Origin of the sequence: Halovenus carboxidivorans, assembly GCF_009831575.1 — an archaeon.
Taxonomy (GTDB): domain Archaea; phylum Halobacteriota; class Halobacteria; order Halobacteriales; family Haloarculaceae; genus Halovenus; species Halovenus carboxidivorans.
In genome coordinates this window covers 17,059-36,596 of record NZ_WUUT01000003.1, presented here as the reverse complement: position 1 = coordinate 36,596, position 19,538 = coordinate 17,059, and the positions used below count along the sequence as shown (strand labels likewise).

Genomic DNA, 19,538 nt, shown 5'->3' with positions numbered 1-19,538 from the left:
GTCCACGGTTCGACGAAATAAAGATCATTATATACAGTTATCGTCAAAACAGCTGCGGTACAGAGCCCCACGGTCGTCTCGGGAACCGTCCGGTCGGCAGCGAACGCCCGGGACAAGACTGAATAGCGGCCTCTCAGAACTCACGGAGAGATGCACGAGGAACAACTCGACGAGATCGATAGGCACATCCTCTACTATCTCCAGCAGGACGCCCGGGGAACGTCTTCGAGCGATATCGCCGAGAAACTCGATCTCTCGCCGAGTACGATCCGGACGCGGATCGACAAACTCGAACGGAGCGGGATCATCCGCGGGTATCACGTCGACATCGATTACGACCTGGCGGGCTATCCGCTGTACACGAAGATCATCTGTACGGCGCCCGTTCCCGAGCGGGACGAACTGGCGAATCGGGCGCGGAAGATACGCGGCGTGACCGCGGTTCGGGAGATCATGACCGGCGAGCGAAACGTCTACGTCAACGCTATCGGGAAGAGCCACGACGACCTCAACCGGATCAGCGCAGAGATCGACAATCTCGGCCTCCACATCGTCGACGAACAGTTGATCCGCGACGAGTTCGTCTGCCCGTACCACGGCTTTCTCGACCGAGGGGACGAGGAAGCCGATGACCCGTCGGTGTAAAGCGACGCTACCGTCGCGGCCTACGGCGCGCCGGCCTCGGTCAGGCGCGTGTACTCCTCGTCTTCGAGTTCGATCCCCGAGGCGGCGACGTTCTCTTCGAGGTGATCGAGGCTCGAGGTGCCGGGAATCGGCAGCGTCACGTCCGAGTGTTCGAGCAGCCACGCCAGTGCGATCTGGTACCGCGTCGCGTCGTGGTTGGCCGCGACGTCTTCGAGCACCTCCTCGACGCCGCCGAGGTCGCCGGCCGCCAGCGGGAACCACGGCATGAATCCGATGTCGTACTCCTCGCAGGCCTGGAGGACGGCTTCGTCCTCGCGGTTGCCGACGTTGTACTGGTTCTGGACGGTCGCGACCTCGACGTGATCGCGTGCGGTCTCCAGTTGGTCGACGGAGACGTTCGAGAGGCCGACGTGATCGACCAGTCCCTCGTCTTTACACTCGGCGAAAGCCACGACGCTGTCCTCGAAGGGCGTGTCCGGGTCCGGACGGTGGAACTGGTAGAGATCGATGGAGTCGACGCCGAGGCGGTCACGGCTGACCAGGGCCTGATTGCGGATGTAATCGGGGTCGCCGTGGGGGAGCCACTCGCCTTCGCGGTTGCGGAGCAGCCCCGCCTTCGTGGCGACGACGACCTCGTCGGTATCGAGGGCCTCGCGGATGAGTCGCTCGCTGACGCCGGGGCCGTACGAGTCCGCAGTGTCGATGAAATCGACGCCGAGATCGACGGCGTGTTGGAGGACTTCGTGTGCCGCCTCCTCGTCGTCCGGGCGGCCGATGATGTCCTCGCCCGTGATGCGCATCGCGCCGTAGCCGAGTCGGTGGATCGGTACCTCGCCGTTCAGCTCGAAGGTATCGCTCTCGTTTGAGACCATGGGCATACAGCGAGCGGAACGGTCAAAAAACCCGTGACGTTGGAGCGACGGCGAGTCCACGGCGGAAGGCGAACGCTTTTTGCCCGTCTCGGCAGAAATACGCGTAATCGATGACACGCGAATCTGCGGACCACTCCACGAGCGAGCACGGTGTCGAGTCGGAGGAAGCCGTCACCGACGGCGGCGTCGAGGACGTTGCGCTTGATCCGTGGGGTTCGGCCGCCGTGTCTGATTACCGCAAGCTCTTCGAGCAGTTCGGCATCGAGGAGTTCGAGCAGATTCTCGGGGACGTGCCGGCGCCGCATTACCTGATGCGCCGCAGCGTCATCTTCGGCCACCGCGATTACCGCCGGGTGCTCGACGCGATGCACGACGACGATCCGTTCGCGGTGCTGTCGGGGTTCATGCCGACCGGCGACCCCCACATCGGCCACAAACTCGTCTTCGACGAGATCATCTGGCACCAGCAGCAGGGCGGAGACGCCTACGGGCTGATCGCGGATCTCGAAGCCCACAGCGCCCGCGGGCTCTCCTGGGACGAGATCGACGAGCACGCCCGCAACTACGTCCTCTCGCTGCTGGCGCTCGGCTTCGATCCAGAGGAGGGAACGCTGTACCGCCAGTCGACCAATCGAGAGGTGCAGGACCTCGCCTTCGAGTTGGGGATCGAAGCGAACTTCTCCGAACTCGAAGCGATCTACGACTTCGACGGCGAGACCGACGTGAGCCACATGCAGTCGGTCGTCACCCAGATGGCCGACATCCTCTATCCACAGCTCGACGAGCCGAAACCGACGGTGATCCCCGTCGGCCCGGACCAGGATCCGCACGTCCGGCTCGCCCGGGATCTGGCCGCGCGCGTCCGGTATTTCGGGGTCACCGAGGCCTACGCTAGCTTCGAGGTGACCGCCGACGAGCGGGAGCTACTCGCCGAGGCCTACGAGACGCTCACCGACCGGAACCCCGAGGAGACGATCCGCTGTAGAGACGCCGCGGCGTATCTGGAAAGCGAGCGAGAGGCCGGTGCGACCGACGTGACCGCGACGACCATCGATAGCCTCGTCACGATGCTCAACGAGGCCGGGAAGGAACCGCTCCGGCCGCGGGTCCGGTTCGTCGACCGCAACGCGACCGAGGAGGCCTTCGAGGGGCTGATCGAGGCCATCGACGGCGAGAAGCGCGTCTACGACGAACACATCGACGCCTTCGACCTCGCCTGGGATGCCGCCGAGGAGTTGGCTCGGGAGGTCGAACTGGAGTACGACGGCTACGGCTTCCTCCCGCCGTCGTCGATCTATCACCGCTTCATGACGGGACTGACCGGCGGCAAGATGTCCTCCTCGATCCCCGCCTCGCACATCAGCCTGCTCGACGACCCCGAGGACGGCTACGACAAGGTCAAAGCCGCGACGACCGGCGGCCGTCAGTCCGCGGAGGAACAGCGCGAACTCGGCGGAAAACCCGACGAGTGTCCGGTCTACGAACTGTACACCTATCTGCTGGCCGGCGACGACGACGAGTTCGCGATGGAAGTCTACGAGGAGTGTGCAAACGGTGACCGCCTCTGTGGTGGCTGCAAGGAACAGGCCGCCGAACTGATCGAGGAGTTCCTCGAAGACCACCAGGAGAAACGCGAGGAGTGGGCCGACAAACTCGACGAACTCGACATCGAGTTCGACTCCGACCGATAGCCCGTCCTGACCGCGAGCGCGAACGGTTCGGACCGAACGATCCCGGACAGCGCTCCCTGCGGTACCGTACTCGTCGTCGGGTCGGCGGTCGTCGCGTCCGCCGACGCCCGTGACGGTTGCAGTTCACCCGCAGGTGCGAACCGATCAGCGTCTCGGCCCGGGGCCGGACCGCGGAGCCGGCGCGCACCGCGCATACACCCGACCGAGAGAGTCGGCCGGAGCCGGTATCGGGAGCACAGTGTCTCCACCTCACCGGAGAAATTTGACTGATTGTCCAGCTATACGCCGAACTGTATTGGACTCCTGTTAGAATCTGAACCGTCGTAGGGCAGTATGGAACTCCGGAGAGAAACATTTACACGAATGGACAACAGGTACCCGTATAGATAGAAATCGATACATGATCGGAGTCCTCAGCTGTCGATGTTGGCAGTTCTCGCACAGTTGCTTCCCGAAATCGACGCATCTGGGCGGCCGAAACGGAGGTGACCGGTCGTGAGCGAGTGGGTGCCGACGACCTGTATGCGGTGTGCCGTCGGCTGTGGCCACCTCCACCAGTCGCCGGATCTCGGCGTCGGAATCGACGTCGCCCGGGGAGACGTGAGCCACCCGGTCAACCGCGGGCTGGCGTGTTCGCGCGGCATCGAGGAGAGTCAGGACCCCGACGGGGACTGGCTCACCAAGCCGATGGTACGCCGCGACGGCGAACTCGTCCGAACGACCTGGGACGTCGCGCTCAACACGGCCCTGGAGGCGCTGCGAGATGCCCACGAGAGCGACCCGGACGCCGTCGGGATCCTCGGGAGCGGCCAGCAGACCAACGAAGCCGCGTATCTCCTCGGAAAGCTCGCCAGAGGCGGCTTCGGGACGAGATACTACGACGCGAACACGACGCTGTGTATGGCGAGCGCCGTCACCGCCTACTACCAGGCCTTCGGCAGCGACGCCCCGCCGTGTAGCTACGACGACATCTCCGGGGCGGATCGCCACGTCGTCTGGGGAGCCAATCCCGCCGTCGCGCACCCGGTCATGTTCCGCTGGATCAAGCAGGACGCCGACGAGGACGGCACCGAGTTGATCGCGGTCGATCCGGTCCGGTCGGAGACCGCCGAGAACTCCGACCACCACGTCTCGCTCGCGCCGGGCAAGGATCTCGCGCTCGCTCGGGCGGTGCTCGCCAGACTCGTCGAGACCGACCGGATCGACGAGGCGTTCATCGAACAGGCGACCGACGGCTTCGACGAACTCCTCGCGTCGCTCCCGGACGCGGAGACGGCCCGTCGAGAGGCGGAGGTGTCCGAGGCCGACCTCGAACTGCTCGCGGAGGCGTTGGAGGAGGACGCTCTCATCTACTGGGGGATGGGGATCAACCAGCACGTCCAGGGGACAGAGACCGCCCGCGGGCTGATCGATCTCTGTCTCGCGACGGGCAACCTCACACCCGGGAGCGGGCCGTTCTCGCTGACCGGACAGGCGAACTCGATGGGGACGCGAGTCTGTTCCTCGAAGGGAACCTGGCCCGGACATCGCCCGTTCGGTGATCCCAACGAGCGGCAGTTCGTCGCCGACGAGTGGGGCGTTCCGGTCGATCGGCTCCCCGACGACACCGGACCGGGACCCGTCGAGATGCTCGACGCCGTCGACGACGACCTGGACGTGATCTGGGCGGTCGCGACGAACCCCGTCGTCGGGATGCCCCAGGCCGACCTGGCGACCGAGCGACTCGAAGACGCCTTCGTCATCGCCCAGGACGCGTTCCACACCGAGACGACCGAACTGGCAGATGTCGTCCTGCCGGCGGCCACCTGGGGCGAGTCCGAGGGGACGGCGATCAACATGGAGCGGACGGTCTCGCGAGTGCGGGCGGCCACGGAGGCACCGAGCAGCGTCAGGACCGACCTCGACATCGTCGCCACCATCGGCAATCGGCTGTTTCCCGAGTTGATCGAGACCCCCCGGCCGGAGCCAGCCGCGGTCTTCGAGGAGTTCGCCGCCCTCACCGAGGGGACGCCGGCGGACTGTTCGGGGATCAGCTACGAGCGACTTGAAGACGACCTCGCCGTCCGGTGGCCCGCGCCGACCGAGGACTCGGCCGGCGGCTACCGCTACTACGAGGCCGCCGACCCCGGCGCGACCGACGGGAGCACGGACGGCGCCGTCACCGACGGGGGTACGGCGAGTCCGTCCTGGGAGTTCCCGACCGCGACGGGGAACGCGCAGTTCTCGACCGGTCGGCAGGGCGACCTCCCCGAACCGACCGACGAGGAGTATCCGCTCACGCTGACGACCGCCCGGGAGGAGGACGGCTACAACACCGGGATCCGTTCGCGGCCCGTCGACGATCCGGGCCGGGTCGTCGCCCGGATCCACCCGGAAACGGTCGAGGCCCACGGCGACCTCGTCACCGAGAACACGGTCACGGTCGCCTCGCGGCGGGCGAGCGCGACGGTCGAAATCGACCGTGACGAAGGGGTCCCCGAGGGGATGGTCTGGCTGCCGATCCACCACCCCGCGACGAACCGACTGACCTTACCCGACTGCGATCCCCAGTCCGACGAACCACACTTCAAGCAGTGTGCCGTGCGGTTCGAGCAACCCCAGAACTGACGCCGAGCGTTCGTCGACCCAATTTTTGTCGAATACCAACTCTTTGAGCAAACTAGTCCGCCAATATCAATCAATAGACGACGAGACAAAACGAATGCGTTTATATATTGCCGAGAGAAACACGGGGACAGAAACCGTGTCGCGTACGGCAGGATCTCGACGGACCAGGACACGCGTTGGACAGACTTCCTCAGCAATCGCCGCTCAGCCTCGTTGGTATGCGTGACAGACGCCTCGACACTTGGGAGCCCGAGGACGAGGCGTTCTGGGAACAGCGAGGCAGGCGGATCGCCTGGCGGAACCTCCTCGTGTCGGTGTTTACGCTGTTTCTCGGGTTCGTGGTCTGGACGCTGTGGAGTCTCGTCGTCGTGTATCTTCCGGCGGCCGGGTTCGAGTACTCGGAGAGCGAACTCTTCTTGCTGACCGCACTCCCGTCGCTTGCCGGCGCGACCGGGCGGTTAGCGTACTCGTTTGTGGTTCCCGTCTTCGGCGGGCGGCGGTGGAACACCTTCGCCACCGCGACGCTCGTGATTCCGACCCTCGGACTCGGATTCGCGGTCCAGAACCCGGAGACACCGTTCTGGCTGATGGCGTTTTTTGCCGTCACCGCGAGATTCGGTGGGGCGAACTTCTCGTCTAGCATGGACCACATCAGCTACTTCTTCCCCGAACGCGAGGAGGGGATCGCCCTCGGGATCAACGGTGGAGTGAGCAATGTCGGCGTGAGCGCCGCGCAGTTTCTGGTTCCGGTCGTCATCTTCGTCGACGCGTTCGGCAGGATCACCGGCCCGGCACAGACGTATCTCGGTGGCTCCGCCGGAGCGCGAGCGATGTGGCTGCAGAATGCGGGGTTCGTGTGGGTTCCGTTCGTCCTCGTCGGCGTCGTTGCCTCCTATCTCTGGATGAACGACCTGCCGGACGTCGACGCCGACATCAGCGAACAGCTGTCGATTCTCCGACGGAAACACAACTGGCTGCTGTGTTATCTCTATCTGGGTACGTTCGGTTCGTTCATCGGCTACGCGGTCGCGTTCCCGCTGCTGACGAGCATCCAGTTCCCGGCCAGAGACGTATCGCTGTTCGCGTTCGTCGGACCGCTGCTCGGGGCCAGTATCCGGCCGCTCGGCGGGTGGCTCTCGGACCGTCTCGGCGGTGCTCGGGTCACGCTGTGGGTGTTCGGAGTCATGATCGCCGGCACCGCGCTGGTGATCTACACGATGGTGATCGGACAGTTCTGGGGCTTTTTCGCCGCCTTCCTGCTGTTGTTTCTCACCAGTGGGATCGGCAACGGCTCGACGTTCAAGATGGTCCCGGTCATCTTCCGGAAACGCCACCTCGCCCGCGTCGACGAGTCCGATGCAGAAGAGCGCGAGCGGGCGCTGTCACGCGCGAAGATGGAGGCCGGAAGCGTATCGGGTTCAGCGGCGGAATCGGTGCCTACGGCGGGTTTTTCATCCCGCAGGCGTTCAGCCTCTCCGTCGGGGTGGCCGGGACGACGACCGCCGCGATGACCGCCTTCCTGCTGTTTTATCTGAGCTGTGGGGCTCTCACGTGGTACTACTACCAGCGCCCGAACGCACCCGTCCCCTGCTGAGTCGACCCTCCGGCGAGCGACTGACCCCGGGGGCCAAACGGTTCGTGCGCAACAACAGGAAGTCCCAACACCCCGAACTGCCCCGTACAGCGCGTGTGAGGTGGAAACTCGCACGCGCGACTGACGCTACGCACTCGTCGGAGATAGTCGAACCCACCACACATATCGCCCCAAACCAAACATTCAGTCAAAAACAGAGATGATTCTACAACACGGAACGTCCTTAAACAGTATAACGTCGATCCAATATTGCTCGATTTTGCACTCCTCGTCCCGAATCCTGAATATTCGTCAACGCGAACAGTTTTATGGATAGATACAACAGAATAAGACAGAAATGCAGACGAACGTATTTGAGAGTGGGATAATTATGATCGATCATGGACCGGAAGTCAAGATATATGAACGCGGCCCGTACGGATACAGTTGCTCGACGGAGGTGAGCGAGCCATGATCTCCGGGAAGTGGAAGAACCTTATACTCGCGACGTTGATGTTTTATCTCGGGTTTACGATCTGGTTTTCGTTCGCGCCGTACACGGGTGAGATCGCCGACGAGTTCGGGCTCTCCGTTGCGGAGTTAGGGATCGTCGCGAGCGCGGCGATCATCGCGGTGCCGCTGGGTCGGATCGTGATCGGTCCCTTGACCGACAAGTACGGCGCACCGACCACCGTCTTCTGGACGATGCTCATCGTCGGCGGGGCCGCGATCACCTCCGCGTTCACCCAGACCTACGAGGTGTTCATCGCCGCCCGGATCGTCGCCTCGCTGGCCGGGATCACCTTCGTGATCGGGATCGCACACGTCTCGGAGTGGTTCGACGAGGAGAACCTCGGACTCGCGGAGGGGATCTACGCGGGCATTGGCAACGCCGGCGCCGGTCTCGGATCGCTGTTGATCCTGCCGACGCTGTTCGGTGCGGGGTACAGCGGCCCACTGTTCGACACGAACTGGCGAGCGGCGTTCTTTTACACGGGTGCGGCCGCCATCGTGACCGGCGTCGTCTACTACTTCGCCGCCGAGGCCGCTCGCAGCGAGGAGAAGCGACAGGCGACAAAGGAAGGCGTCACCGTCGAGAAGTGGCTGTGGGTCGCGACCAGATACGGCGCGGTCGTGCTGGCAGTAGCGTACGTCATGACCTTCGGGCTCGAGTTGGCGATGAACGGCTGGCTGTCGACGTACTACCGCGAGGCCTTCGGCGAGGGACGACTCCGGATCGCGGCGGGCTTCGCGGCGACCTTCTCCATCGCCGCGGGGCTGCTCCGTCCGATCGGCGGCTACATGAGCGACGTGTTCCAGCGCGAGGAGTGGGACGTGATCTCGCGGTTCGAGGGCGAACATCGCAACCAGTGGACGTTCATCGCGCTCACCTACGTGGTCATCTCGATGTTCGTGATGACGCTCGCCGGGTTGACGGGGAACATCATCGTCGCCGTCGTGGCGGCGTTCGGCGTCGGTCTCGGCTGTGCCTTCGCCGAGGGAGCCATCTTCGCTCAGGTGCCCTCGATGTTCCCGGACGACTCCGGCAGCGTCGCCGGCATCGTCGGGGGAATCGGTTCCTCAGGCGGAGTCTTCTATCCGCTGATCTTCTCCTCGGCGCTGTTGCCGAACCTGCATCTGGGCTATGCCGTCGCGGCGGTGACGATGATTCCGATCCTGGTACTCGCGGCCTGGGTGTTCCAGCCGCACATCTCCGAGGTGGCCACGGAGAAAGGCTGGCTCGTCACCGACGAGAGACCGGATTCGACGACCACCGTGACGGCCGACGACTGAGCGAGGGCGAGCGGTCAGCGCGACCGAGACCCATTTTAGGCCGGAGCGATGAGTGCCCGCCGTGCGACGGGAACTCGGGACCAGCCTGTACGCTGGCGTTCTCTTCACGGTGCTCGGAGCGATTGCCTGGCTCAGCGGACAGCCGTTCATCTTCCCGAGTCTCGGCCCGTCTGCGTTTATTCTCTCCTTCGACCGCCGAAGCGAGCGAACACAGACCTACCGGGTCGTCGGCAGCCACCTCATCGGTGGGGTCGCGGGATTTCTGGCGTGGACGCTGGTGGCCGGCGGCGTGTCGATCACCGCGACGCCGCCGTCGCTCTCCCTCGCGGGGTTACGTCTCGCGACGAGCGCGACGGTCTCGATCATGGCGACCAGTTGGGCGATGATCGCGACGGATACGATCCACGCCCCGGCCTGTGCGACGACGCTGATCGTCTCGCTCGGTCTGCTCTCGACGCCACGACAGGTCGCCATCATCGTCCTCAGCGTGACGATTCTCGTCGAGTTTCACGCCGGTGTGCTCTACGTCTTCGAGCGGATCGTCGGGGAGTCACACCCCTCGATCCGGACGGCCACCGAGTGACCACCACGTCGGTGCTCGCCGCCGGTTCGCGCGCGCCCGACTCTCGGGAGCCCCCGACCGTCGGTCGGCCGTAGTTTCAACTGCTAGAGAGAAAATTGGACAGATTCGGAATTCTCGGGCGGAAAATTCGAGATGGAATCCCCTAATATTCATTGGACACGTCCTTATATCGGACAGTCGTGCATCGAGTTGCCTTCATTTTTGAAGGTTTCAACGGTTAGTGTTTTATACTTTCAATACCCGATACTTAGACGTGAATTACAGTCCGAAGCCCAAGCGGATTGCAGTAAAATTGGACACTTAGTACGCAGGTGAGTATTTATGCCACACAAGAAAGAGGAGATCAAAGACGAGCTGTACGGTGACGCAGTCAGAGAGAAAATCGAGGAGTTCGCGGAGCGCGGCTGGGATTCGATCCCCGAGGAGGAACGCGAGGAGTGGTTTACCCGGTTCAAGTTCTGGGGCGTGTTCCACCAGCGCTCGGGTCAGGAGTCGTATTTCATGATGCGGCTGACGAACTGCGGTGGTGTGTTGAAGCCCGATCAGCTCCGCGCAATCGGGGAGGTCGCCCGGGAGTACGCGACTGGGCCCGCCGAGAACCCGGAGTGGGGCAACGGCTGGATCGATCTGACCACGCGGCAGTCGATCCAACTGCACTGGCTGAACCTCGAAGATATCCCGGAGATCTGGGAGAAACTCGAGTCCGTCGGCGTGAGTTCCCGCTCTGCCGGCGGCGATACGATGCGGAACATTTCGGGCTGTCCGGTCGCAGGCAAGGCCGAGGAGTTCATCGAGTCCCGACCGATCCTCGACGAGATCCAGGAGACGATTCGGGACGACGACGAGCTATCGAACATGCCCCGGAAGTTCAACATCTCGGTGTCGGGCTGCAAGCAGGGCTGTGCCCAGGACTCGATCAACGATATCGGGCTGGAGCCGGCGTACAAGAGAGAAGACGGGGAGATGCGCAAGGGATTCAACGTCCGGGTCGGCGGCGGTCTCGGCGGGCGCGAACCGCGGCGCGCTCGGCCGCTCGATCTGTTCATCCCGCCGGAGAAGGCCGTCGAGACGGTCCGTGAGTTCGTCGAGTACTACCACGAGCACGGTAACCGACAGAACCGCTCGAAGAACCGCGCGCGGTTTTTCGTCGACGAACACGGCACCGAGACGATCCGCGAGGACCTGAACGACCGCCTGGAGTTCGAGTTCGAGCCCGCCGGCACGCACTTCCGCGAGGAGTACACATACAACGCCGGAAAGCCGCCGGAGGAGGGGCCGCACGACCACGTCGGCGTCTACGAACAGCGAGACGGGCTGAACTACGTCGGACTGAGCGTGCCGGTCGGCCGACTCACCGCCAAGGAGACCATCGCGCTGGCGAATCTCGCCGGCGAGTACGGCTCCGGCGAGGTCCGACTGACTCGCCGCCAGAACCCGATCATCATGGACGTGCCCGACGACAACGTCGCGCCGCTGCTCTCGGAGCCGCTGCTGGAGGAGCACACGCCGGAGCCGAGCCCGTTCGTCCGGGGCGCACAGGCCTGTACCGGGACGGAGTTCTGCTCGATCGCGCTGACCGAGACCAAGGTCCGGATGGCACGGATGCTGCGCTGGCTGCGCAACAACACGGACCTCCCCGACGACGTCAACCGCATCAAGATCCACTACTCGGGCTGTACGGCCGACTGCGGGCAGGCGATGACTGCCGACATCGGACTGCAGGGGATGCGCGCCCGGAAGGACGGCGAGATGGTCGAAGCCCTCGATGTGGGCGTCGGCGGCGGAATCGGCGCCGATCCGAGCTTTATCGAGTGGGTCCACCAGCGCGTCCCGGCCGACGAGGTGCCGGTGCTGATCAAAGAGATCGTCGAGGCCTTCGCGGCACACCGCGAGGAGGGTCAGACGTTCCGGGAGTGGGTCGAGGAGTTCGGCGTCGAGCCGCTGACCGACATGACGGACCCGGCCGAGAGCGACTACGAGGATGCCACTCTCACCGATGCGAAGCAGGCGTGGTATCCCTTCGCCGAAGGAGACAGCCCCGCACCGACCGATCCGGACGGGACGCCGATCTCGGCGGATGACTGACCATGAGCCACCGAGTGCTGGACGTGACGGCGTACACGACCTTCGACTACCTGCAGGGCGGAGCCTCGGGGCTCGACTGGGACGAAGACGGGATCGTCGTCCTCAACGTCGAAAGCGACGAGGAGGAGGGAGTCGTCCGGCTCTCGACCGAACTCGACCCGACCGACGTACAGCGGCTGGACCAGCACGCCGATCACGTCGAACTGTTCCCCGATCAGGCGCGGACGCTCGCCTCGACGCTCCGGGAGGCCGCCGACCGCGTCGAGGAGGAGGTCGACGATGAGTGAGACGCAAGCGGCTCCCGGGACGGTCTACCTGGTCGGCGCCGGGCCGGGTAACCCCGAACTGCTGACTGTCCGGGCCCGACGGCTGCTCGACAGCGCCGACGTCGTGATGCACGATTCGCTCGTCCACGACGACCTGCTCGGGTCGGTCCCGGAGTCGACGCGGCTGGTCGACGTGGGCAAGCGACCCGAGAACGGCGAGCGAACGACACAGGAGGAGATCCACGACCTGCTGGTCGAGGCCGCCAACGAACCGGCGAGTGTGGTGCGGTTGAAATGCGGCGATCCGACGGTGTTCGCCCGCGGCGGCGAGGAGGCCGAGGCGCTGGCGGAGGCCGGCGTCGACTGCGAGATCGTCCCGGGCGTGACCAGCGCCATCGCCGCGCCGGGCGTCGCGGGGATCCCGGTGACCCACCGCGAACACGCCTCCGCGCTGACGGTCGTCACCGGCCACGAGGACCCGACGAAGCCGGAGAGCGCGCTGGACTGGGAGGCACTCGCGGAGACGGTCGCGGCCGGCGGGACGCTCTCGATTCTGATGGGCGTCGGGAAACTCCCGGAGAACATGGCCGCGCTCCGGGCCGCCGGACTCGATCCCGAGACGCCGGTCGCGATGATCGAACGCGCCACCTACGAGGACGAGACCGTCGTCACCGGAACGGTCGGAACGATCGTCGACCGGGCCGAGCGGGCGGACATCTCCCCGCCGGCGGTGACGCTCGTGGGCGATGTCGTCGAGGTCCGGGAGGCTATCGACGCCTGCGTGCAGTCGCTCGGGCGGCAGTTGGTCACGACCGGCCAGTACTCCCAGATCGAGGGCGACTGAGAGCACAAGCATAGTTCTGTTCGTTGCCGCTAGTCAGCGAGCCTTCGCCGCGGATCGAGCGATCAACAGGGCCGCGACCACCGCGAGCACCCCCGGTGCGATCCCGAATCCGGGACCACTTCCGTCTGTGCTCTCGGTACTCGATTCGTTGGCGGCACTGCTCTGCTCTCCGACGACGAGCGTCGTCGAGCGCTCCCCGTCAGGGGTCGTGGCCCGCAGTTCGAGCGAGCCCGTGCTGTTGGCCGTCCGCGTCGCCGATACCGTCGCCGTCTCGCCGGCAGGGACAGTCACCGTCTCGTTGACGAGCACTCGGTCGCCGGCCTTGATGGCGACCGGAACTGCCCCGTCGCGTCCACCGGTGTTGCTCACTGTGACCCGAACCTCGAACTCCTCACCTCGGGTAGGCTGCCCCGGGACCTGGACGGAATCGACGCGAAACGCTTCCGGGGCCCGGATCTCGGTACTCCCGCGTCGGGTCCTGTCGTGGACCGTGATGGTGTGGTTTCGCTGTCCAGCCGTATCGGCGACAGTCTCGAAGGTGACAGTGCGATTGCCGCCCCCGTCGACGGAGACCGACCGGTTCGTCTGCTCGCCCGGCGATCTGTGGACGACTGTCGCGTGCAGTTCGACCGACGCGTTATTTTTCAGCGTCGCCGTCACGTTGTATCGCTCTCCCCGGACGACGGCCGCTGGCGTGTCGACATCGACGAGAACGGGGTTGTGCTCCGTGAGAACGTCGAATCGCTTCGGTGGGTGCTGGCCAATCGTGACCGTCCGAGTACCGACGGCAGCCGTGGTCCAGTTCGTCCGGACCGTCTGTTGCTCGCCGGGGGAGAGGACCCGGTGCGGCGGGGCAGGAATCCCGCCGAGTTCGGGAGGACGAGGGGCGTACAGCACCGGCTCGTCGGCGGGATTCTCGACGGTGAATCGAACGCCCATCTCCTCGCCGAGGGTCACCGCCCGCTTCGAGAGCGTCACGTTCAGCACCCGAACGTCTCTGACGGGCGGGTTGTCTATCGCCCGGACTGCCGGGTAGGAATCGGTTATTGTCCAGACATCTTGGAAGTCGAGGCCAGTCATCGAATTTGCCGCTCGGTATCCGAGCATCTCGGGCGTCGAGAGCGCGACTGCTGTGCCGGGTCCGCGTCCCACTGCGCTCGCTCGGCCTGTCCGCTTCCGGTCCCAATAGACCCGAGCGATCGTGCTGTTGTCGTCCGTGGCGAGGACCCCCCCAGCGATCCCGTCGGGAGGACTCCGGCTGGGAGGAGTCTGGAGCGTGACTGGACCAGCGGCGTACCCCTCTGAGACGGTCGTTTCGGTGGCGTTGCCGACGAGACCACCGGCGGCGTCCTCTCCGTCGACGCGAGCGGTCGAGCGTACCTGCGTGACGGTTCCATTGTCTGCCTCACCGACGATACCGCCGACGGTTCCCCCGGACACCGTACCGGAGACTGCGGCTGTTCGAACGGTCCCGTTGGTTAGCTCACCGACAATCCCGCCGACGGTTCCAAACCACGGGTCCGTTGTCAGCCCCGTTACGTTCACCCGTTCGACGATTCCTCCGGATTGGATTCCGACGACACCACCAGTCGCTGCGTTCGTCCGGATCGTCACGTTCCGCACGGTAATATCGGAGACAGCCCCGTCGTCGTGCCTTCCAATGATGCCAGTAGCTACGTCGTTAGAGATTGCTCCGTCGGTCACAGTGACAGCGGAGATCCGCCCCTGGTTTGCCCCGACGAGGATACCACCGGGCATAACAAATACCGCAGTTCGCCCGTAGTAGGTCGAAATATCTGTGTGACGCAGTTCGACGTTCTCGATCGTGCCGCGGTTCACCCCGAACAGACCCATGTAGCCCGGATCCGGTCGGTCGATAGTGAGGCCTCGAATCGTGTGATTCCGGCCGTCGAACGTTCCGGTAAACACCTCCGAGTCCGCGAGACGCCCGACATCTGCGAGGTCTTGACCTCCGATTGGGACCCACCCGCGTTCGTCGGGACCGCCCCAGCCCGCGGTAGCACTCGCGTCGATATCGCTCCCGAGTACGTAGTGGCCGTCGAGATCGGCGTTCATCGCCTGTAACTGCTCGACGGTCGTGATCACGTACGGATTCGACTCGGTTCCCGCCCCCACGACGGTCTCCCCACCGAGTGTCGAGAGCGTCCCGTTACCGATCACGCCCGACGGAACGGGGTAGGAGTCGGTGACGAGCCACTGTTCGGGAAACCGGAACGGGAGTGTGCGTCGGGCCGTAGCCCCGGTCAACTGCGCCGTCGGCACCGCTGTCGCGGCCACCGACCCATTCGCCGCCCCCTGTCGACCTGCTGTCTGCGCCCAGTAGGTCGCTTCAACTGTCGTCTCGTTGCCGGTGCGTCCGAGGATTGCACCTGCTACTGACCCATCAGCCTCACCAGTCACCAGCGAATCTTCGATGCGCGTGGCTGTCGCATCCCCGACGAGACCACCCGCTCGACCCAGCCGTTCGTCGCCGCTGACCGTCGCAGATGATCTCGTCTCTCGAATCGTCGTTTCGTTCGATTCCCCGGCAACCCCGCCGGCAGACCGTCCGCTGACCGCCCCGTCGACTGCGGTGGCTTCGACTGTTCCGCCAACAGTTCGGCCGACGATTCCGCCGACGATTCCACCCTGGACTGTCGTTCCCGTAACCCTGCTGTCCGTGATCCTGCCGCCGCGGTTCACGCCGACGATGCTACCGGCGAATCGCCCCTCAGTTACGCTTGCATTGGCAACGACGACGTTCGTGATATTCCCCGTATTCGCCGCTGCGACCACCCCCTGTGGCCTGCCCGGGATCATCCGCTCCCGATAGGCGCCTACGATCGCAACACGTTCGACGCGGAGTTGTCTGATGGTGCCGTCGTTCGTGTGAAACAACGGCCCCACATCGTGACGGATCGTGTGTCCCTGGCCGTCGAGTACTCCCGTAAACGGTCGGCCGTTATCCCATCTTCTGGCGTTCCCGAGAGACACACGTTCCCCCGTTCGAGTAGCTTCTCCGTCGATATCATCTGTCAACACGTAGTGGGCACCGAGGTCGTTCTCGATTGCTCGTAGCTCCGAGAGATTCGAGACTTCGTACGGGCTCTCCGCCGTTCCGTTCCCGGCTAGCTCTACCGACTCGTCACTGGTCTCTTGAGCGAGCGCTGGTGCCGACGCGACCAGGGCGACCGCACAGACGAGGGCAACGACAGCGAGTCCGGCCCGGACCGACTGTCGGCGGACTGGGTTCTGTGGCGGCATCAGTATCTTCTCGACTAACAGCACGGCGGTAAATATTTTCTGCTGTGGGGGAAAATAAACGGAGTACCCGTCAGGGAGTCAACCGCGTGAGGCCGAGCCACTCGATGTCGTCGCCGACGAGCGCGAAACGCATCTCCTTGCGGACCCCGTGTGCGAGTCGCACGTCCAGTGCGAGATCCCGCGGTTCGAAGTCGTGGTCGGCCGGAAGTACCCGAACCAGATACTCGGAGTGGCCGAGGTCGTCGACCGACTCGACGTTCGCGTAGGTCCGAAAATCGGCCCCGAACTTGAACCCCGTCTTCGGGACGACACCCGACTCCCGCAGCAGTTCGTAGACCCGAAGCCGGCGGTCGAACCGTTCGCCCTCGACGGCCCGGCCGCGGTCGACGACGGCCTGTCGGTCACCCTCCGTGAGAGCCAGGGCACCCTCGCCAGCGAGGTATGCGGCCTCGACCAGCGAGAGTTGGACGGCACTGCCCTCGCCGTCGAGCGGTTGGCCGTAGAAGGCCTGCTGGTGAACTGTTGCGGGCGGGTCGGAGACGAGAACGCGGTCTGCGAGCAGTTCGCCGGAAACCTCCGAGAGGTCGTGGTCAGTCGAGCCGTCGACAGTCGGCTCGGCGACCTCGAAGTAACTCACCTCGCTCTCCTCGTCGACGACGGCGAGGACGCCGGTCTCCTGCCGTCTCGCCAGCGCCTGCACGGCGGCCGCGCCCACGTCGGCCCGCTCGCTGACCGTGCGGACCCGGTACGCCACCTCGTCGTCCCACGGGCCGTGTCCCCGGGGATAGACGACGAAATCCGCCCCGTCGGTGGCGTCTGTGAGCGTCGAGAGGTAGAAGCCGCGGTCCCGGAGATCCTTGTAGACGAAGAAATCGACCTCGGAGACGGCATCGAGAGCCAGAAACGCCTCGAAGTCCAGACGAGCGCCGTCTCGGGTATCCCGGACGGCGTCGAGATCGCCGCGGTAGAGCAGATGTGCGGCTTCCACCGCGGCGAGTTCGAGTGCACCGTCGCTCGGCCGGCCGTAGCCCCGCGAGTCGTAGAACTGCTCGCGGGCCTGTCGGCCGCCGTGGGCGCGGTCGCCGTCGAACGTAACGTCCATATCTACCGGTTCGGCGCCGACGACAAAGCGTCTGTGATCTCCGCACCGCCTCGCCTCACGACAGGACTCTTTGTGTCGGATGCCCTAGCGAATCTGTGTCGGGAATCCTCTCAGACGCCGAACGACAGAAACTCGACGACGGCGACGACGGGGCGTTCTATCGGTCGCCGCGGTTCGTCACGCACGCAGACGAGCCGTTTCTGTCCAGGCTCACGGAACTGTACGCGGAACTGACCGCGCCGGGGGACCGAATCTTCGACGCGATGAGTAGCTGGCGGTCGTTCCTGCCGGCGTACGACTACGAACGGGTCGTCGGTCACGGTCTCAACGAGGCGGAACTCGCGGAAAACGACCGGCTCGACGAGTACTTCCTCCAGGATTTCAACACAGAGCAGACGCTCCCGCTCGACGCGGGTGGTTTCGACGTGCTCTGTTGTGCGCTGTCCGTGCAGTATCTCCAGTATCCCGCTCCGGTGTTCGAGGAGTTCGGGCGTGTGCTCGCTCCCGACGGGGTCGCCGTCGTGAGCTTCACCGACCGGATGTTTCCGACGAAGGCCGTTCGGGGCTGGCGGGAGCGTTCGATGGACGGACGCGCGGCGCTGGTCGAGCGGTATGTTACGGCCGGCGGGATCGGGGAGACGACTCGGGTGGTCGATCAGCCGGGGACCGACCCGTTTTACGCCGTCGTCGGACGGTCTCCTGGCGAGTGAGTTTTTGCCCTCGGGACCGACGCTCAGACATGAAGAAATCCATCGACGAACACGCCGAACGCTTCTCGGAGCACGCCGCCGACTACGACGAGAACCAGGACTCGCCGGAGTACCGCCGGGCGGCGGATCTGGTCGTCGGCCACGCCGACGCGGACCCCGACGAGACCGTGCTGGACCTCGGGACAGGTACGGGAGCGATTGCGTTCGGTGTTGCCGAGGAAGCGGGCCGCGTGATCGGGCGGGACATCAGCGAGGGGATGCTCGAACGGGCACGAGAGAAAGCCGCCGACCGCGGCGTCGAAACCGTCGAGTTCGGTGAGGGACGGTTCCGCGATCCGGCGGTGCCCGACGACGCCGACGTCGATATCGTCACCTCGAACTTCGCCATGCACCACCTCGGCGACGAGGAGAAGCGGGAGGCGATCAGCACCCTCGCCGCGCTCGACCCGCGACGGATCGTCCTCGGGGACGTGATGTTTTTCGCCGGGCCGGACCCCGACGAGCCGTTCTACAGCCCCGAGGTCGACGACCCCGCGACCGTCGGCGTCCTCGCGGACGCGTTCACCGACGAGGGATACGCCCTGACCGCCGTCGAGATGGTCGCCGAACAGGTCGGCGTACTCGTTGCCGACGCCGATAGGTGAGCCGGATCGGACGGGACACGAAGGGGCCCGCCACCGATTTTGAGGACGCCCTGTAGCGAGCGTTTCGCGGAGAGAACCGCTGTTCGTGGCTTTTTGTCCGCACCCACCGAGTGTCACGTATGGGGACCAGATCGGCGACGAACTCCGGCGGACGGTCGATCAGCGGCCGGTCGGTCACGGACGGACAGACCTACAGAAACCTCCTCTATCTGTTCCTGTCTTTCCCGCTCGGACTCGCGTACTTCGTCGCGGTCGTGACCGGGGTCGCGCTCGGTCTCGGTCTGTCGGTGTTAGTCGTCGGGATCGGGATTCTCTTCGGCACGCTGCTCGCGGTCCAGGCAATCGCCGGGTTCGAGCGCAGGCTGGCGAACTCGCTGCTCGGCACAGACATCGCCGCGCCGGACGATATCGACCGCGGCGGATCGGGGGCCGTCGGCACGGCGATGGCGTACGTCCGTGCCGCTTCGACGTGGCGGAGCCTCGGCTTCGTGCTGTTGAAATTCTGGCTCGGGATCGGTGCGTTCGTGTTGCTCGTCGCGCTGTTCGGCACCGCTGTCGAACTACTCTTGCTGCCGGTCTACCCCGACGGCGCCCTCAACGTGCAGGTGTTCGGCTGGGAGGCCGCGGATACGTTCCGGACGGAGACACAACGGTTGCTCGCGGTTCCCGTCGGGTCGGTTCTCGCGATCGTCGCTCTGCCGGTTCTCAACAGTTTCGCCCGCGTGAACGCCATCGTGGCCGAGGCACTGCTGGGACCGGACGGCTCGGCCCGGCGGCTCGACGAAAATCGAGGGTGAGAGCAGAACGCTGTCTGCGGCGATCGTGTGTCTGTGCTCGGGCGGAGAGCGGCAGCGCCGT

At 65.0% G+C, this 19,538-nt stretch carries 15 protein-coding genes; 12 read left to right on the top strand and 3 right to left on the bottom strand.

Annotated elements, in window-relative coordinates; genetic code table 11:
* The first annotated feature begins 150 nt into the window (after positions 1 to 150).
* The gene (locus GRX03_RS08195; RefSeq protein WP_159763731.1) at positions 151 to 645 is read left to right on the top strand and encodes an Lrp/AsnC family transcriptional regulator; all 495 of its coding nucleotides are present in this window, start codon (positions 151 to 153) and stop codon (positions 643 to 645) included.
* A 20-nt stretch (positions 646 to 665) separates the two neighbouring features.
* On the opposite strand, the gene GRX03_RS08190 is transcribed toward GRX03_RS08195, so the two are convergent.
* Positions 666 to 1,517, bottom strand: a complete 852-nt coding sequence (locus GRX03_RS08190) for an aldo/keto reductase (protein WP_159763730.1) — start codon at positions 1,515 to 1,517, stop codon at positions 666 to 668.
* Positions 1,518 to 1,627: 110 nt separating this feature from the next.
* Between GRX03_RS08190 and GRX03_RS08185 the strand changes: the two genes are divergently transcribed.
* The 8 genes from GRX03_RS08185 to cobA all read left to right on the top strand — a co-directional run bounded on the left by GRX03_RS08185 (position 1,628) and on the right by cobA (position 12,960).
* Positions 1,628 to 3,208 (top strand): tryptophan--tRNA ligase, encoded by a 1,581-nt coding sequence (locus GRX03_RS08185; RefSeq protein ID WP_159763729.1) that lies wholly within the window; start codon positions 1,628 to 1,630, stop codon positions 3,206 to 3,208.
* 522 nt (positions 3,209 to 3,730) lie between these two features.
* Positions 3,731 to 5,815 (top strand): assimilatory nitrate reductase NasA, encoded by a 2,085-nt coding sequence (gene nasA, locus GRX03_RS08180; protein WP_159764158.1) that lies wholly within the window; start codon positions 3,731 to 3,733, stop codon positions 5,813 to 5,815.
* A 218-nt stretch (positions 5,816 to 6,033) separates the two neighbouring features.
* On the top strand, positions 6,034 to 7,326 hold the full coding sequence (locus GRX03_RS08175) for an MFS transporter (RefSeq protein WP_233739903.1): 1,293 nt from the start codon (positions 6,034 to 6,036) through the stop codon (positions 7,324 to 7,326).
* 533 nt (positions 7,327 to 7,859) lie between these two features.
* Positions 7,860 to 9,182, top strand: a complete 1,323-nt coding sequence (locus GRX03_RS08170) for an MFS transporter (RefSeq protein ID WP_159763728.1) — start codon at positions 7,860 to 7,862, stop codon at positions 9,180 to 9,182.
* A gap of 61 nt (positions 9,183 to 9,243) precedes the next feature.
* Positions 9,244 to 9,765 carry an HPP family protein gene (locus GRX03_RS08165; RefSeq protein WP_368278190.1) on the top strand — a complete coding sequence of 174 codons (522 nt, stop codon included), beginning with the start codon at positions 9,244 to 9,246 and terminating at the stop codon, positions 9,763 to 9,765.
* Positions 9,766 to 10,086: 321 nt separating this feature from the next.
* Positions 10,087 to 11,850, top strand: a complete 1,764-nt coding sequence (locus tag GRX03_RS08160; RefSeq protein ID WP_159763727.1) for a nitrite/sulfite reductase — start codon at positions 10,087 to 10,089, stop codon at positions 11,848 to 11,850.
* A 2-nt stretch (positions 11,851 to 11,852) separates the two neighbouring features.
* Positions 11,853 to 12,137: a DUF6360 family protein gene (locus GRX03_RS08155; protein WP_159763726.1), complete on the top strand. Its 285-nt coding sequence runs from the start codon at positions 11,853 to 11,855 to the stop codon at positions 12,135 to 12,137.
* Entirely contained in the window at positions 12,130 to 12,960 is an 831-nt protein-coding gene (gene cobA / locus GRX03_RS08150) for a uroporphyrinogen-III C-methyltransferase (protein ID WP_159763725.1), read from the top strand. Before GRX03_RS08155 ends, cobA begins: the two co-directional genes overlap by 8 nt.
* A gap of 33 nt (positions 12,961 to 12,993) precedes the next feature.
* Here cobA and GRX03_RS08145 read toward each other — a convergent pair whose 3' ends face one another.
* A complete protein-coding gene (locus GRX03_RS08145) occupies positions 12,994 to 16,224 on the bottom strand; it encodes a hypothetical protein (RefSeq protein WP_159763724.1) in 3,231 nt (1,076 codons plus the stop codon).
* 70 nt (positions 16,225 to 16,294) lie between these two features.
* Positions 16,295 to 17,326 (bottom strand): tRNA-intron lyase, encoded by a 1,032-nt coding sequence (endA, locus tag GRX03_RS08140; protein WP_159763723.1) that lies wholly within the window; start codon positions 17,324 to 17,326, stop codon positions 16,295 to 16,297.
* Positions 17,327 to 17,421: 95 nt separating this feature from the next.
* On the opposite strand from endA, the gene GRX03_RS08135 reads away from it, so the two are divergent.
* From GRX03_RS08135 to GRX03_RS08125, 3 genes are all read left to right on the top strand, one after another.
* Complete coding sequence (locus GRX03_RS08135; RefSeq protein ID WP_368278187.1) at positions 17,422 to 18,036, top strand: class I SAM-dependent methyltransferase; 615 nt, start codon at positions 17,422 to 17,424, stop codon at positions 18,034 to 18,036.
* A gap of 29 nt (positions 18,037 to 18,065) precedes the next feature.
* A complete protein-coding gene (locus tag GRX03_RS08130) occupies positions 18,066 to 18,680 on the top strand; it encodes a class I SAM-dependent methyltransferase (RefSeq protein ID WP_159763722.1) in 615 nt (204 codons plus the stop codon).
* Positions 18,681 to 18,799: 119 nt separating this feature from the next.
* Positions 18,800 to 19,477, top strand: coding sequence for a sensor domain-containing protein (locus GRX03_RS08125; RefSeq protein ID WP_159763721.1), 678 nt, complete (start codon positions 18,800 to 18,802; stop codon positions 19,475 to 19,477).
* The last annotated feature ends 61 nt before the right edge of the window (positions 19,478 to 19,538 follow it).